Source organism: Pseudomonas sp. 6D_7.1_Bac1 (genome assembly GCF_025465945.1).
Lineage (GTDB): Bacteria > Pseudomonadota > Gammaproteobacteria > Pseudomonadales > Pseudomonadaceae > Aquipseudomonas.
In genome coordinates, this window is sequence record NZ_JANLNW010000075.1 from 56499 (window position 1) to 72124 (window position 15626).

Genomic DNA, 15626 nt, shown 5'->3' on the forward strand with positions numbered 1-15626 from the left:
TCGACTGGTAGACCGCAATCGCGAGCAGGCTCGCTCCCACAGGGGGGGGTGTGAAATTCGAGAAATAAAAAAGCCGCAACCCGAAGGTTGCGGCTTTGTTATTTTCGGCCTCGATCAGTGAGCAAACAACGAGTTGCCCTTCTGCCCGGCCAGTTTTTCCGGTTTGATCAGGAAACGTGCCAGCGCCGGCAACAGCCACAGTGCGCCAAACATGTTCCAGAGCAGCATGAAGGTCAGCATCAGGCCCATGTCGGCCTGGAACTTGATCGCCGAGAAGATCCAGGTGCACACGCCGATGGCCAGGCACAGACCGGTGAACAGTACCGCTTTACCGGTGGACTTCAGGGTCTGGTAATACGCCTCTTGTAACGGCAGACCCGCACGCAGGAAACTTTCCAGACGGCTGTAGATGTAGATGCCGTAGTCCACGCCAATCCCCACCCCGAGCGCCACCACCGGCAAGGTCGCGACTTTCACACCGATGCCCATGAACGCCATCAGCGCATTGCCCAGTACCGAGGTCAGTACCAGCGGCAGCACGATGCACAAGGTCGCCGCCCAGGAACGGAAGGTGATCATGCACATGGTGGCCACGCAGATGTACACCAGGACCAGAATGGTCAGTTCCGATTCCTTGATCACCTCGTTGGTGGCCGCTTCGATCCCGGCGTTACCGGCGGCCAGGATGAACTCCAGACCGTCCTTGTTGTTTTCCCTGGCGAAGTCCTGCACCGCATGCACCGCACGGTCGAGGGTTTCGGCCTTGTGGTCGTTGAGGAACACCAGCACCGGTGCCAGGGAGCAGCTGTTGTTGTACAGGCCATCGGCACGGGCGATGGAGTTGTTCAGCACGTCCGGGTTACGCGACAGGGTTTCCCACTTCAGGTTGCCCTCGTTCATGCCCTTGATCATCTGCTTGGAGACAGTCACCAGGGAAATCGCCGACTGCACGCCCTCGGTGTTCTGCATCTTCCACATCAGTTCGTCGATCGGCGCCATGGCTTCGTAACGCGAGCAGCCTTCCGCCTTGGTCTTGACCATCACCACCAAAACATCGGAACTGGTGGAGTAGTTATTGATGATGAAGCTGTTGTCCTGGTTGTAGCGCGAATCCGGACGCAGCTCTGGCGCACCTTGGTCAAGGTCGCCGATTTTCAGGTTCTGGCTGTACCACAGACCGCCACCGAAGGCGACCAGCGCCAGGAGGATCGAGACCGGTGCGACCTTCGAACTGGCGAAGTTCGACAGCAGGCGCCAGAACGGGTGCTCGCGGGTTGCGTCTTTCTTGCTGCGCTCAACGGCGCGCTTGCTGATGCCGACGTAGGAAATCGCTACTGGCAGCAGAATCAGGTTAGTGAATACGATCACCGCGACGCCGATGGACGCGCCGATGGCCAGCTCGCGAATCACCCCGATATCGATGATCAGCAAGGTAATGAAGCCCACCGCATCCGCGAGGATCGCAATCATCCCCGGCAGAAACAGCTGACGGAACGTGCGCCGGGCGGCGGTCAAGGCGTTGTCCGCCTCGCTGGACTGCAAGGCAATGCCGTTGATCTTCTGCACGCCGTGGGAAATACCGATGGCGAAGATCAGGAACGGCACCAGCATCGAGTACGGGTCCAGACCAAAACCGAAGGCATGCATCAGCCCGAGCTGCCAGACCACCGCCACCAGGGTGGTACTCAACACCGCCACGGTGCTGCGCAGGCAATTGGTGAACCACAGCAACAGGATCAAGGTGATGATGAACGCCACGCCGAAGAACATCACCACCATGATCAGGCCGTCGATCAGGTCACCGACCTTCTTGGCGAAACCGACGATGTGGATCTGTATGTTGGGGTTCTGTTTTTCGAACTTGTCGCGAATCTTCTGTTCAAGTTCGTGGGAGAACTTCTGGTAGTCCAGCGCCAGCAGCTTGCCCTGGTCCTGCGGGTCCGGGTAGGACTCCAGCAGCGGAATATCGACGATGCTCGACTTGAAGTCGTTAGACACCAATCGCCCCACCTGACCGGACTTGAGCACGTTGTTGCGCAGCAGCTCAAGGCTGTCGGCCGAGCCGTTGTAGCTCTGCGGGATTACTTCGCCGCCGGCAAAACCTTCCTCGGTCACTTCGGTCCAGCGTACGCTCGGACTCCACAGCGACTTCAGGCCGGAACGGTCAACACCAGAGATGTAGAACACCTCGTCGTTGATCTGGCGCAGGGTCTCCATGTACTCCTTGGAGAAGATGTCGCCATTGGTGGCTTCCACGGAAATACGCACGGTATTGCCGAGGTTGGCCAGGTCGTTGCGATGCTCCATCATCTTTTCAATGAAAGGATGTTTGAGCGGGATCATTTTTTCGAAACTGGTGGACGGCCGGATCAGCGTCGCCTGCCAGAACAGGAAAATGCTGACCAGCAGGCAGATGACGATCACTGCCGGGCGGTTGTTGAAAATCAGGCGCTCGAGAAACGTCGCCTTGTCCTGATGATGACTGCTCATGGATGTCATATCTGCGCCTCTCATTATTTGCCCAGCTCGGCGCCGATTGGCGAAGTAGCGCGAACGCCGCCCTGTCCTACCAGAATCAGGTTGCCATTGCCCGCCGCCGTGACTGCCGAAACGGAAATGCGGTCGGGACGGTTGAATACGCTGAAGGTCACGCCGTCATCGCTGCTGCGTACCACACTGCCGCCGTTGCCGACGATCACGAGGGTGCCGTCGTCGAGCAAGGTCGCACCGGACAGGCCGAACTCCAGCGCACCGCGCGCAGCCTTGAGCTCGACCGGCGCCCAGGTGCTGCCAAAATCAGTGGAACGGAACAGGTTGCCGCGAAGACCATAGGCCAGCAATGTGGCCGGTTTGGCCGTGCCGATCACCCCGAACAGCGAACCCTGGTACGGTCCTTTAAGGCGTTCCCAGGTCTGGCCCCAGTCGGGGGAACGGAACATGCTGCCCTGCTCGCCCACGATGAACAGCCCGGAATCCTTGACCGCCGCGATGGCGTTGAGGTGATACTGATCCGGGTTATCGAGGCGATCGCCGACGTCATCCCAGTGCTTGCCGCCGTCGGTGGTTTCCAGCAGAGCGCCATAAGCGCCCACGGCAAAACCTGTGTTGACGTCCTTGAACCAGACAGCCAGCAGCGGCGCTTCGCGTTTCAAGTCTTCAAATTGTTTGATCCAGGTCACACCGCCGTCTTCGCTGGCAAGGATCTGCGCGTCATGGCCGACGGCCCAGCCGTGCTTATCATCGACGAAATACACTGCGGTCAGCAGTTGCCGGCTCGGCACTTTGGCCTGGGTCCAGGTCTGCCCCTGGTCGTCGGAATAGAGAATGTGACCACGGTCGCCAACCGCCACCAGACGTTTGCCTGCGTGCGCGATATCGAGCATCAGGCCCTTGGCGGACTTGGCGGATTCAATGGAATAGACCGTATTGGACACTGGCGCATCTGCGGCCAGAACGGGTGCCGACAGCACGGCAGACCCCAACAGCGAGAGCGCTGTAGCCAGCAACGCGAATCTGCGTAACGCCGGCGGGCGGCAAAAACCCACACCCATGACAGGCTCACTCATAGACCTTTCCCCCATTATTATTGTTAGGTCGTTCAACCTTTCAGGGCGCCGTTTGGGGCGTGCGTCTGATGACGGGTTCAGCGCGTTGTGCTGAAACCTGCAATCTAGAGCCCCTTCGGAAGCTGACCTATCCTATCCAGCTTTCGAAAGGTCTGACAATCGACGCCACGTTATGTTTTGTTAACTGGAGGGATAACAGGTGCGGCTGAATAGACAGGCATTCGATGGGATGATGTGAATCAGCAAGCCTGCTGAAATTTCCGAGACAGAGGTTTGAGCTTTGGCTTTTGATCTTGATCTTGATCTGGCTTTTGATTCACCCGCCCCTTCGGGAGGCCGGTGCGAGGGAACGCCGAGCCCTAGCGAGGTGCCGTACGCTTGGGGCGAGACCTTTGGTTACTTTGGGCTGGGCCGGCACTCCGGCGTTTGCCAAAGTGACACGCTGTAAGAGCGGAACCATAAGCCGCCGTTACCGCAGGAATGGATATGTACACCCGCAAGAGACTGGCCGGCTGTCAGGCCGCCATCGCGAGCAGGCTCGCTCCCACAGGGTTCGGGTGAACACCTGTGGGAGCGGAGATGGGTCACGCGAGGCTTTTGCTGACCACTTCAAACACATCGCTGGACAGTTCGCCCGAAGCGCGAATGCGCTCAAGTTCCGCTTTCATCAGCGCCTGACGGGCGCTGTCGTATTTGCGCCAGCGCGTCAGCGGCGCCAGTTGGCGAGAAGCGATCTGCGGGTTGAAGCCGTTCAACTCGATCACCAGATCCGCGAGGAAGCGATAGCCCGAACCGTCGGCCGCGTGGAAGTTGATCAGGTTCTGCCCGGCAAACGCACCGACCAGCGCCCGCACCTTGTTCGGGTTCTTGATGTTGAACGCCGGGTGCTCCATCAACTGACGAACCCGCTGCAAGCCACCTGGCAAACCGCTGCCGGCCTGAACGCTGAACCATTGGTCCATGACCAGCGGATTGGCCTTGAAGTGCTCGGCAAAACTGGCCAGCGCCTTGGCCTTCTCAGCCTCGAACGATGAGTTCACCAACACCGCCAACGACGTCAGGCGCTCTGTCATGTTGTCGCAGGCATCGAACTGCTCAAGGGTCGACGCCAGCACTTCGGGCTTGCCACTGAGCATCAGGTAGGACAACGCGATGTTTTGCAGACTACGACGGGCGAAGTGCTCGGCTTCAGCAACGTAAGGGGTTTTCTTCGACAACTCGCGGTTGGCCTGATAACGCAGCCACAACGCGTCGAACAGGTGGTCCGCCAGTTGCTTGCGGGCGAACTCACGGGCCGCGTGGATCGCGTCGACGTCAGCCACTTCGCTGATTTCGGTCAGATAGGCTTCGCTTGGCAGCGAGAGCATTTCGGCGACCATGGCCTGATCCAGCGACTCGTCCGCCAACACGCTACGCAACGCGCTGATCAAACGCTGATCCATCACCAACGCCTGGCCCTGCTGATGCTGAGCAATCAATTCCTGCAACACCTGCACCGACAACTGCTGGCCAGCTTCCCAACGGTTGAAGCCATCGCTGTCGTGTTGCATCAGGAACATCAACTGATCACGATTGTACGGGAAGCTCAGTTTCACCGGCGCCGAGAAGCCGCGCAGCAAGGACGGCAACGGCTGTTCAGCGATGTCGACAAAAGTGAAGGTCTGCTCGGCGTCAGTCACCGACAGCACACGGGATGTACCGGCAGCGGCCGCTTCACCGGCCAGACGCAGAGCAATCGCCGCGCCTTTGCTATCCAGCAGGCCCAGTTCGAGCGGAATCACGAACGGCAGCTTTTCAACCTTGTCCGGGGTCGCCGGGCAGCTCTGACGGAAGGTCAGGCTGTAGGTTTTTGCCGCCTTATCGTAAGACTCGCTCACCACCAGACGCGGTGTACCGGCCTGGCTGTACCAGCGTTTGAACTGGGTCAGGTCGACGCCATTGGCGTCTTCCATGGCCTTGATGAAGTCATCGCACGTCACGGCCTGGCCGTCGTGACGCTCGAAATACAGGTCGCTGCCTTTGCGAAAACCCTCGGCACCGAGCAACGTGCGGATCATGCGCACCACTTCCGAACCTTTCTCGTAGACGGTCAAGGTGTAGAAGTTGGAAATCTCGATAAACGCATCCGGGCGCACCGCATGAGCCATCGGGCCGGCGTCTTCGGCGAACTGGTGAGTGCGCAGGTACGCCACGTCCTCGATACGCTTGACGGTGCGCGAGTGCATGTCAGCAGAGAATTCGGCGTCACGGAACACCGTGAAACCTTCCTTGAGCGACAGCTGGAACCAGTCGCGGCAGGTCACGCGGTTACCCGACCAGTTGTGGAAGTATTCGTGGGCAACCACCGCCTCGACCCGCTGGTGCGCGGCGTCGGTCGCGGTTTCGGCACGGGCCAGCACGCAGCTGGAGTTGAAGATGTTGAGGCCCTTGTTCTCCATGGCGCCCATGTTGAAGTCGTTGACCGCCACGATCATGAAGATGTCCAGGTCGTACTCGCGACCATAGACTTCTTCGTCCCAGCGCATGGATTTCTTCAGGCTGTTCATGGCGTGCTGGCACTTGTCGATGTTTTCCGGCTCGACGTAAATACGCAGCGCCACGCTTCGCTGGGTCATGGTGGTGAAGGTGTCTTCAACGCACCACAGGTCACCGGCGACCAGCGCGAACAGGTAGGCCGGTTTCATGAACGGGTCTTCCCAGGTCGCCCAGTGCCGACCGTCTTCACCCGGACCTGCGGCAATCGGGTTGCCGTTGGACAGCAGCACCGGATAGCTGTGCTGCTCGGCGCTGACCGTGGTGGTGAACTTGCTCATCACGTCCGGGCGGTCGAGGTAATAAGTGATCTTGCGGAAGCCTTCGGCCTCGCACTGGGTGCAGAACATCCCGCTGGACTTGTACAGGCCTTCCAGTGCGGTGTTGGTTTCCGGGTGGATGCGCACGCTGGTGTCGACCGTGAAGCTGGTGGTGGTCGGGTGCAGGGTCAGGTGGTTTGCTGTCAACTGATAGTCACTGGCGGCAAGCTCGGTGTCGCCCAGGCTGACCGACAACAGTTCCAACTGCTGGCCATCGAGCACCAGTGGCGGCAAGCCCGAGCCGCGAGCAGGATTGCGGCGCATCACCAGTTGCGCATGGACCAGGCTGTGGTCCTCGAACAACTCGAAGGTCAGGTGCGTCTCGTCGATCAGGTACTCAGGCGCCTGATAGTCTTTCAGGTAAATCATCTTCGGTTGTTCGGTGCGCATGCTGGAGTCCTTTTACTGGGGCACGCCTAGTGATGTACGGCGAGCTGATAAGCCGTGTATTTACGAATATTGATAACGCCGGTATCGAAGATCAGGTATTGGCCCTTGATGCCCATCAGCGTGCCTTCGGCAATCGGGTTCTTGTCCAGATTGAAGCTGACAATCTTGGCCGGGTACTGCTCGACCGGGTAATGGATTTCAATCGGCTCGACATCAAATACCGGTTGAATGGCTTGCAAACCGAAGCGCTCCTGCAGTCCTTGCACGCCTTCGGCAACGCTTGCGAACAGTTGATCACGAATCTGTTTCAGGTCAACCGGTGGCGCATCGCCCTTGAGCAAGGCGCGCCAGTTGGTCTTGTCGGCCACCTGGCTGCGGAACAGGTCTTCGACGAAACCGGATTGCTGACGGGTCGACACCCGCATGATCGGCAATGCCTGGCTGGCGCCCTGATCGAGCCAGCGGGTCGGCAGCTGAGTGGCACGGGTGATCCCGACTTTGACGCCCGACGAATTGGCCAGATACACCACGTGGTCGGTCATGCAGAACTGCTCGCCCCAGGCGGGCTCGCGGCACGTGCCGGCGTCATAGTGGCAACGCTCCGGGCTCATGATGCAGACATCGCATTGCGCCAGTTTGGTCATGCACGGGTAGCAGTAACCCTGGCTGAAACTGGTTTTGGTTTTGCGTCCACAATGGATGCAGTAGATCGCCCCCAGGTATTCCAGGCGAACCGTGCTGCCAATCATTGGATTGACCGGCACCTCGGTATCGCCCAGGCGAAAGGCGTATTGCACGGTCGATGCGTCGAGACGCGCCGACATCTTGCTGATTGCACCACGGCCAACTTCGATCAATGGATGGCATCCGACTTGAACAGGATGTTCGGCACCGTGATCGACTTCGAACTGCATTCCTGCGGGCCCATGTAGCCAGTACGTTGTTCTTCGGGCAGGTTCTGCACTTCCCAGGCGATCATCGCCTGCAACGACAGTTCACGCTGTTCGGCGGTCAACTTGCCACCGTCGGACCACTTGCCGATCTCTACCGCCAGTTTCAGGCTCTGGTAGATCTCGGGCGTGATGTTGTTGATCATTTCGTTAAAAGAGGGCATCAGGTCTCCGCGCTCGTTATTCACATAGCAATTTGGACGGCGATTTATTGGACAGAGAGTTTACGGCGACTGTACAAGCCGCCCAACAAACCGGTGAGGCATCCGACGAGTAACCCGCCGACGTGCGCCGCATTGGCAATTTCGCCGAAACCGATCATCGAGATCAGCCCCGACATACACAGCAGCAGCCACACCAGCATCATCACCAACACCCCGCGAGGCAGGCGATACGCCGGGTTCGGCGACAGCAACTGGTAGATCCAGCAATGCCCGAGCAGGCCGTAAAGCACCCCGGACAGGCCGCCGAACAAGGTCGGACCGCCGTAATAATATTGGGCGAAGTTCGATACAAGGCTGAACAACAACGTCAGCCCCAACAGATTGATACTGCCCTGACGCGACTCGATGCGCCGCCCCAGTTCCCAGTACCACATGCCGTTCATGGCCAGGTGGAGGACACCGAAGTGGATCAGCATCGGCGTGACCAGACGCCACCACTGCCCTGCCGCCAGGCTGTCGGCCAACGGCGTGAAGTGGATGTATTCACCCACCACGCGGAACTCGAGGAACGTCAGCCAGCGCATGGTATCGAGGTTCTCGCCGAGCAAGGTCACCGCACCGACAATCAGGCTCAGCAGCAGAATCAGCGCGGTCACCGGGCTGTTGCGCAATTGCTCGACGAATCCTGGACGCTGGATATTCGCTTGTGCGCCAGGAATCTCCAACTGATGCTCGGGATCGCCCGCAGGAAAACGCGCGTACAGCGCACGCACGTCTTCGCTGATGGCGTCCGGCACCCAAAGCACCTGCTCACCGGCTTCTTCGCTGACCCGATGTGGAACGTGCATACGTTGCAGCAATTTGACGAAACCACTCAGATCCACCGCCAGCGGCAGACGTAATACAGCAACAGCACTCATTGAAGCTCCTCTGGCCGTTCGACATCGACCCAGACAAATTTGCGTGGATCAAGGCGGGTTTCCTGGTCCAGGCGATAGGCAACCAATTTGCCGTACAGCACGGCGCTGTAGTCCAGGCACGCCAGGTTCGGACGGATTGGCGCCGGTTTGCCGCTGCGCCAGTAGTGCCCGACGAACAATAGTGGCTCATCAATGCCGTAGCGCAACAGGGTGTCTTTTTCTACCGGCGACAGCGGTGTGCGGGCCACGGGCTCAGGCAAGGCGTCGGGCTGGAACACAATGTCGCCGTAGGTTTGCGGGTTGTCTTCCCAGAATTTGGTGCGGAAGAAAGAGCGCGTCAGGCCGTCGCCGCTGGTCATGGTCAAACCGTGCGGCAGGCGCATATCGGTGCCGCGCAGCAAGCGGTCGAAGGCCATGCAGGCGAAACTGCCAGAAACCGCAGCCGCCTGGACGAAGTGCTCATCGACGCGGCCATCCGGGTGTTGCGCGCGCAGCACGTCGATCAGGTCTCCGTCCCAACAGGCGTGGACCACCCGGAAGCGCCCGGCGTCGACGAACAGCGGCATCTCGTAGAACCACGCGAGAAAGTCGTGCCAGTCCGCCGGGTGATTAGCAAACTGGGTCAGGGTCTCATCGATAAGGCGGGCGTGCCGTGGCGTGTGATCACGCACGTACTGTTTGCCGCTGCCGGGCGGTGCCGGTGTGCTCCAGCCCAGGGCGTTGAATTCATGGTTGCCCATGATGCACAGCGCCTGGCCGGCCTCGACCATGTCGTGAACGATGTGCAGCGCTTCGCGAATCCGCGGGCCGCGGTCGATGACATCACCGAGAAACACGGCCATGCGTGACGGATGGCGCCAGACGCCAGCCTGCTTGTGGTACCCGAGTCGGTCCAGCAGATGCTCAAGGGTATGAGCGCAACCGTGCACGTCACCGATCAGGTCGTAGCTACGCGCGGGATCGAGCATCAGTCGCCTCCACCGCCCAACCGGCTACCCCAGCCCAGCTTGGTCCGGCAGACTTCGTAGTAGTTGTGGTCCAGCGGATGAATCAGCCGCAGCTTCTGCGCCTTTTTGCTCACGGTGATGGTGTCACCAGGGGCGCAGGTGAAGTGGTTCTGCCCGTCACAGGAGACTTGCGGGTAAATCTGCATATCCTTGGACACGACGATTTTCAGCTCGCTGTTGCCATCGACCACAATCGGCCTTCCAGACAAGGTATGGGGGTACATCGGCACAATCACAATGGCATCGAGCTTGGGATGCATGATCGGGCCACCTGCCGAGAGCGCATAGGCCGTGGAACCGGTGGGGGTAGCGACGATCAGGCCGTCGGCCTTTTGACTGCACACGAACTGACCGTCGATGTACAACTCGAACTCGATCATCCGCGTCGACTTGCCGGGGTGCAGCACCACGTCGTTCAGCGCATCGCCCTGGCCGATGGCCTCGGCGTGACGGCGAACTTCGGCCTGCAACAGGAAGCGGTTTTCCACCAGGTAGTGCCCGTCGAGCACTTCGGCGACTTTGGTTTCCAGCTCATCAGGACGGATGTCGGTCAGAAAGCCCAGGTTGCCACGGTTGATCCCCAGCACCGGAATGTTGTGCCGTGCCAACGCCCGGGCAGCGCCCAGCAGGCTGCCGTCACCGCCCACGACAATCACCATGTCACAGACTTCGCCGAGCATCTTGCGTGACGAGGTTTGCAGGCCATGACCGGGCAGGACTTCGGCGATGGTGTCTTCGAGAATCACATGCAAGTGCCGGTCAAGCAGGAATCTTTTCAGTCGGCGAACGGTATCCAGCACCTGCGAACTGCCCAGGCGACCGATGATGCCGATATTGCGAAATTGCTCCATGGGGCTCCTGCGAGGATCTGTAACGGCGAAAAACACGATTATGGGCGAAAGCGGGCTGTAGACAAAATCCTTTCAGCCGCAAACCAAAGGGCTATGCTCGCAAGATGATCCTATTTCCTGACTTGCTCACTTTACCTCGTCAGTTGCGCCATCCCGAAGTGCGCGACCTGGCCTGGGTCATCCTCGCACCACCGATGCTCAGCGAATCACCTTGGCCGCAACGCCATCCACTGGCCGGCAGCGACTGGGTACAAGCCCCCGAACGACTGGAACACTGGTTGCGTCAGCTGGATAAAGACAGCCGCGACTTGCAACGCTGGCTGGCGCTCGGTCCGACTCGTCGTTTGGGCTTGTATTACGAACGCCTCTGGCAGTTTGCCGTGCGGCATGCGCCGGGTATCGAGTTGATTGCCGCCAACCTACCGATCCGCCGCGAAGGCCATACCCTGGGCGAACTGGACATGCTGCTGCGTGACCGCGACGGCGTGCATCACCTGGAACTGGCGATCAAGCTGTATTTGGGGCCACAGAATGGCGACGGCCACGACACCGCCCTGTGGCTTGGCCCGGGCTGTCACGACCGACTGGACCGCAAACTGGCGCACCTGACCCGCCATCAACTGCCAATCTCCGCTCGCCCCGAAAGCCGTGAAGCGTTGGCCGCGCTGGAGATCCTGCGGTTCAGCGCACACCTGTGGCTGGGCGGTTATCTGCTGTATCCATGGCCAGGCAACGCTCAGTCACCCGACTGTGCCCATCCGCAACATCTCAAGGGTCGCTGGTTGCATCAACGGGACTGGGCGCACTTTATCGCCCAGAGTTCGCCCGGTCGTTGGCAACCGTTGCCACGCCACGCTTGGCTCGCACCCGCCCATTACGCAGCCGAGCACACCTGGGACCGTGCGCAACTGGAAACCTGGCTGACCGAACTTGACCCGCAGGCACCCGCGCAGCTACTGGTACGCCTGAGCGAAAACGGCAACGGTGACTGGGAAGAGGCCGAGCGGCTGTTTCTGGTGGCGGATTTGTGGCCGAACGTGCCGGGTCAGAGTTGAGCCTTGTGGCGTCTGAACTGGCCTCATCGCGAGCAGGCTCGCTCCCACACGGGATCTTCTATCATGCGAAGAACCCTGCTCGCGATAGGGTCGACACGGTCTAGATGGACAGCCGCAATGCCAACGCTGCCAGGGTCACCAGCAACACCGGCAGTGTCAGCACAATCCCGACCTTGAAGTAATACCCCCAGCCAATCCGGATATTCTTGCGCTCCAGCACATGCAACCAAAGCAACGTCGCCAGGCTACCGATCGGGGTAATTTTCGGCCCCAGATCGCTACCGATCACGTTGGCGTAGATCATGGCTTCCTTCACAACCCCGGTGGCCTGGCTGGCATCGATCGACAATGCGCCGATCAGCACCGTCGGCAGGTTGTTCATGATCGACGACAACAGCGCAGTCAACAGCCCGGTGCCCATGGCGGCGCCCCACACGCCGTAATCCGCGAACACGTCAAGCCAACCGGCCAGGTGCCCGGTCAGCCCGGCGTTACGCAAGCCGTAGACCACCAGGTACATGCCAAGGGAGAAAATCACGATGTGCCACGGTGCTTCTTTCATGACCTTGCGCGTTGATATCTTGTGCCCACGGGCGGCGATGGCCAGCAGCAATGCCGCGCACACCGCCGAGATCGCACTGATGGGAATCCCCAATGGCTCCAGGACAAAGCAACTGAGCAGCAAAATCACCAGCACACACCAACCGGCAAAAAAGGTTGCCTTGTCGTGAATTGCGGTCTTCGGGTCTTCCAGTTGTTCCGGGTCGTAAGCAGCAGGAATGTCCCGCCGGAAGAACCACAGCAACACCACTAACGTCGCCGCGACGGCCACCAGGCTCACTGGCACCATCACCGCCGCATAGCGGTTGAAACCGATGTGGAAGAAGTCCGCGGAGACAATGTTCACCAGGTTCGACACCACCAGCGGCAGACTCGCGGTATCGGCGATAAACCCGGCGCCCATCACGAACGCCAGCGTCGCTGCCGGAGAAAATCGTAAGGCCAACAGCATCGAAATAACGATAGGCGTGAGGATCAACGCCGCGCCATCGTTGGCGAACAAGGCCGATACCAGCGCCCCGAGCAGCACCATATAAGCGAATAGTCTGCGCCCGTTACCCTGCCCTGAACGAGCAACATGCAACGCCGCCCAGGCAAAAAAGCCCGCCTCATCCAGCAACAGGCTGATGATGATCAGCGCGACAAAAGTCCCGGTGGCGTTCCAGATGATCTCCCATACCAGTGGAATATCGCTGACGTGTACCACGCCGCAGAGCAGCGCCAATACCGCCCCCAGCACCGCACTCCAACCGACGCCGAGGCCTTTGGGTTGCCAGATCACCAGCGTGATGGTCTGGAGGAAAATCAACGACGCGATGAGCATGCAAAACAGCCTTGAACAAAGGGGGGATAAAAGATGAAGGGGGAATCAGCAGCAACGGACCGGGCGGCCATCCATCGCCCGTAGACGCTCGATGTCAGCGGCAAGCCATACACCGTTGGCGGCCAGTGCACCTTGCAACAGTGTCACGACCCACAGAGATAATTGCGGGTGTAGGCGATAGAAAACCCATTGCCCCTGGCGACGGTCTGCCAACAAACCATGGCTACGCAACTGCGCCAGGTGACGGGAGATTTTCGGCTGGCTCAGGTCCAGCGCTGCAGTCAGCTCACACACGCACAACTCACCCTCTTGGGCGATCAGCAAAGCGATACGGCTGCGAGTGTCATCGGCCAGCGCCTTGAACACATCGACAGGATTACGGGAATCGGGCATGGAAGTGCAGGCGCCTGAAGAAACGAAGCGCGAATATATGGAATTTCGAATATAGGGTAAAGCAGGTAATTGAAACCTGGACGATTTACCGCGTCGCACGCACCCTCCCCCGTAGCAGCTGGCGTAGCCTGCGTTCGGTTGCGCAGCAGCCGTAAATCCTGAGTCCTCGATTAACCTGATACACCGAGGTGTTTGATTTTACGACCGCTACGTCCGAATGCGGCCCAGACCTAACGCAGGCTGCGCCAGCTGCTACGGACTTTTGTGAGGTTCAGATATCACAATCGGATCACATGCCCCTCGGCCGGTGGGACCTGGCCATGAAACAGCCGTGAAATCACCGCTTGCGCAGCTTCAAACCCATCGTTCTCAACAACCTTGAGCAGTGGTTTTGCCGGTGCCGTCACGTGCAGATAAAACCGCAGCAACCCCTCGCCGACATACTGGCTGGCCCGCTGCACTCCCCATTCGGCGTTGCGCTTGTGAATCTGAATCGGTGCAAAGAAAAACGCCGGCTGCGGCCCTGTTATAGCGCTTAGCGGTGCCTCAGCGGTGCTCTGGGTGAAACCTACCAGGCAGCTGTAAACCAATCGCTCAGCGAAATGCTGATGCACTTGGTTACGTAAATCCAGATTGCCGGAAAAGTCCACGTACAAGGCTGGACGGTCAGCGGGCAGCGACGCCAGGTCGGTGTACCCGAGCGTGCGTTCGTAACACCCGAGATGCTCAACGAACGCCTTGTTCCCTGCCGACGTCAGTGCCACGCGCTCCAGATCCGATTGGCCCTCCAGGCAAACCGCCGTGCCGTACGCGGCTTTGCTCGAAGCACTGGAGAACACCAGACGAGTCGCGCCGAAGAACTGATTGTCCCGCAGGAAGTCCGCCAACATTAACGACGTCAAAAACAGCGGCCTTAGCAGAATTTGCAGGTTTTCGTTCGCCGGGCTGTAGTACCGATCCCAACTACAACGGGTGTACTGGTTGTAAACCGATGTCAGCGATTGACGGTGCTGCGCAGCGTCATGAAAACCGCGCTCGGTCACCCGCTCCGGGTGCATCCAGAGATGACTGGCCAGTGGAAAAAACCCGGAAAAGCGCTCGCCGACCGCAATGCCGTCGACTTCAGAGGCAATCACGTTGGCAAAACCCCAGGCCGGGATGTGACCCCATTCCGATTGCCCTGTCGGAAAGAATTCCCAGTAATGCATCGAGTCGCCAAAGGCTGCGTAGGTGATGTTATTGGTGGTCAGAGCGCAGCGATCAATCTTCAGAATCACTTCGCCAACCGCCGGAATCAGGCTGCGCTGCTCATACTCGATACGACTTTGATCGAGGGCGTTTTTACGGGTGATCAGCCGTGTGACCGTGCTCGGACTTTGCATTGTTCAGACTCCTTGTCGCACGGCTGATCAACAGTCGACTGGCCAGCGCTTCCTGAGCGCAAGCGCTGGCACCCAACCGATCAAGCCTTTTTAAATTGCTCGACCCAGTCAGCGTAGGCATTGATGAAGTTCTGCAAAAACGGCCGGAGCGACTCGGACAACTGACCCGAAGCGTCGAACGCCGAACCGGCGTTGCTCAGGTAGGCTTCCGGTTGCTGCATGCAGGGCACGTTGAGAAACACCATGGACTGGCGCAAATGGTGGTTGGCGCCGAAACCGCCGATAGCGCCGGGCGAAGCGCTGATCACCGCACCCGGCTTACCACCCCAGGCGCTCTTGCCATAAGGGCGCGAACCGACGTCGATGGCGTTCTTCAAGGGTGCAGGAACGGAGCGGTTGTATTCCGGCGTTACAAACAGCACCGCGTCGGATGAGCTCACCTGATCTCGGAAAGTGCTGTAGGCTGCCGGCGGGGTTACGTCGATGTCTTCGTTGTAGAGCGGCAGGTCGCCAATCTCGACGATGTTCAGCCTGAGGTTTGCCGGAGCCAGCTCAGCCAGCGCCAGCGCGACTTTGCGGTTGATCGACTGCTTTCTCAAACTGCCAACCAGGACAGCAATCGTATAGACCTTGCTCATTGGGAACTCCCGACTATCTGGCTAAAGGAGCCTGTAGTTATAGATGATTCGGCAACACTTCATGTGTTCCATGT

13 protein-coding genes are annotated in these 15626 nt (G+C 59.4%); 1 reads left to right on the forward strand and 12 read right to left on the reverse strand.

Annotation, left to right across the window (positions count from 1 at the left end; genetic code table 11):
* Nucleotides 1–114: 114 nt before the first annotated feature.
* The 8 genes from NTD87_RS22660 to NTD87_RS22695 form a co-directional block, all read right to left on the reverse strand.
* On the reverse strand, nt 115–2490 hold the full coding sequence (locus tag NTD87_RS22660; RefSeq protein ID WP_410017508.1) for an efflux RND transporter permease subunit: 2376 nt from the start codon (nt 2488–2490) through the stop codon (nt 115–117).
* A 23-nt stretch (nt 2491–2513) separates the two neighbouring features.
* Entirely contained in the window at nt 2514–3566 is a 1053-nt protein-coding gene (locus tag NTD87_RS22665; protein ID WP_262116431.1) for a WD40/YVTN/BNR-like repeat-containing protein, read from the reverse strand.
* Between the two features lie 584 nt (nt 3567–4150).
* Entirely contained in the window at nt 4151–6808 is a 2658-nt protein-coding gene (pepN, locus tag NTD87_RS22670; RefSeq protein ID WP_262116432.1) for an aminopeptidase N, read from the reverse strand.
* Nucleotides 6809–6834: 26 nt separating this feature from the next.
* Nucleotides 6835–7665, reverse strand: coding sequence for a DUF2797 domain-containing protein (locus NTD87_RS22675; protein ID WP_262116559.1), 831 nt, complete (start codon nt 7663–7665; stop codon nt 6835–6837).
* Complete coding sequence (locus NTD87_RS22680) at nt 7662–7922, reverse strand: YeaC family protein (RefSeq protein ID WP_262116433.1); 261 nt, start codon at nt 7920–7922, stop codon at nt 7662–7664. The genes NTD87_RS22675 and NTD87_RS22680 overlap by 4 nt, the downstream gene beginning before the upstream one ends.
* 44 nt (nt 7923–7966) lie before the next feature.
* Nucleotides 7967–8842: a rhomboid family intramembrane serine protease gene (locus tag NTD87_RS22685; protein WP_262116434.1), complete on the reverse strand. Its 876-nt coding sequence runs from the start codon at nt 8840–8842 to the stop codon at nt 7967–7969.
* The gene (locus NTD87_RS22690; protein ID WP_410017511.1) at nt 8839–9813 is read right to left on the reverse strand and encodes a metallophosphoesterase; all 975 of its coding nucleotides are present in this window, start codon (nt 9811–9813) and stop codon (nt 8839–8841) included. Before NTD87_RS22690 ends, NTD87_RS22685 begins: the two co-directional genes overlap by 4 nt.
* A complete protein-coding gene (locus NTD87_RS22695) occupies nt 9810–10700 on the reverse strand; it encodes an NAD(+) kinase (protein ID WP_095077121.1) in 891 nt (296 codons plus the stop codon). Before NTD87_RS22695 ends, NTD87_RS22690 begins: the two co-directional genes overlap by 4 nt.
* 104 nt (nt 10701–10804) lie before the next feature.
* On the opposite strand from NTD87_RS22695, the gene NTD87_RS22700 reads away from it, so the two are divergent.
* Complete coding sequence (locus NTD87_RS22700) at nt 10805–11755, forward strand: DUF1853 family protein (RefSeq protein WP_262116436.1); 951 nt, start codon at nt 10805–10807, stop codon at nt 11753–11755.
* 100 nt (nt 11756–11855) lie between these two features.
* On the opposite strand, the gene NTD87_RS22705 is transcribed toward NTD87_RS22700, so the two are convergent.
* The 4 genes from NTD87_RS22705 to NTD87_RS22720 form a co-directional block, all read right to left on the reverse strand.
* Complete coding sequence (locus NTD87_RS22705; protein WP_262116437.1) at nt 11856–13139, reverse strand: arsenic transporter; 1284 nt, start codon at nt 13137–13139, stop codon at nt 11856–11858.
* 45 nt (nt 13140–13184) lie between these two features.
* Nucleotides 13185–13532 (reverse strand): metalloregulator ArsR/SmtB family transcription factor, encoded by a 348-nt coding sequence (locus tag NTD87_RS22710; RefSeq protein ID WP_262116438.1) that lies wholly within the window; start codon nt 13530–13532, stop codon nt 13185–13187.
* A 278-nt stretch (nt 13533–13810) separates the two neighbouring features.
* Nucleotides 13811–14914 (reverse strand): DUF2855 family protein, encoded by a 1104-nt coding sequence (locus tag NTD87_RS22715; RefSeq protein WP_262116439.1) that lies wholly within the window; start codon nt 14912–14914, stop codon nt 13811–13813.
* Nucleotides 14915–14994: 80 nt separating this feature from the next.
* Nucleotides 14995–15552: an NADPH-dependent FMN reductase gene (locus NTD87_RS22720; protein ID WP_262116440.1), complete on the reverse strand. Its 558-nt coding sequence runs from the start codon at nt 15550–15552 to the stop codon at nt 14995–14997.
* Nucleotides 15553–15626: the final 74 nt, after the last annotated feature.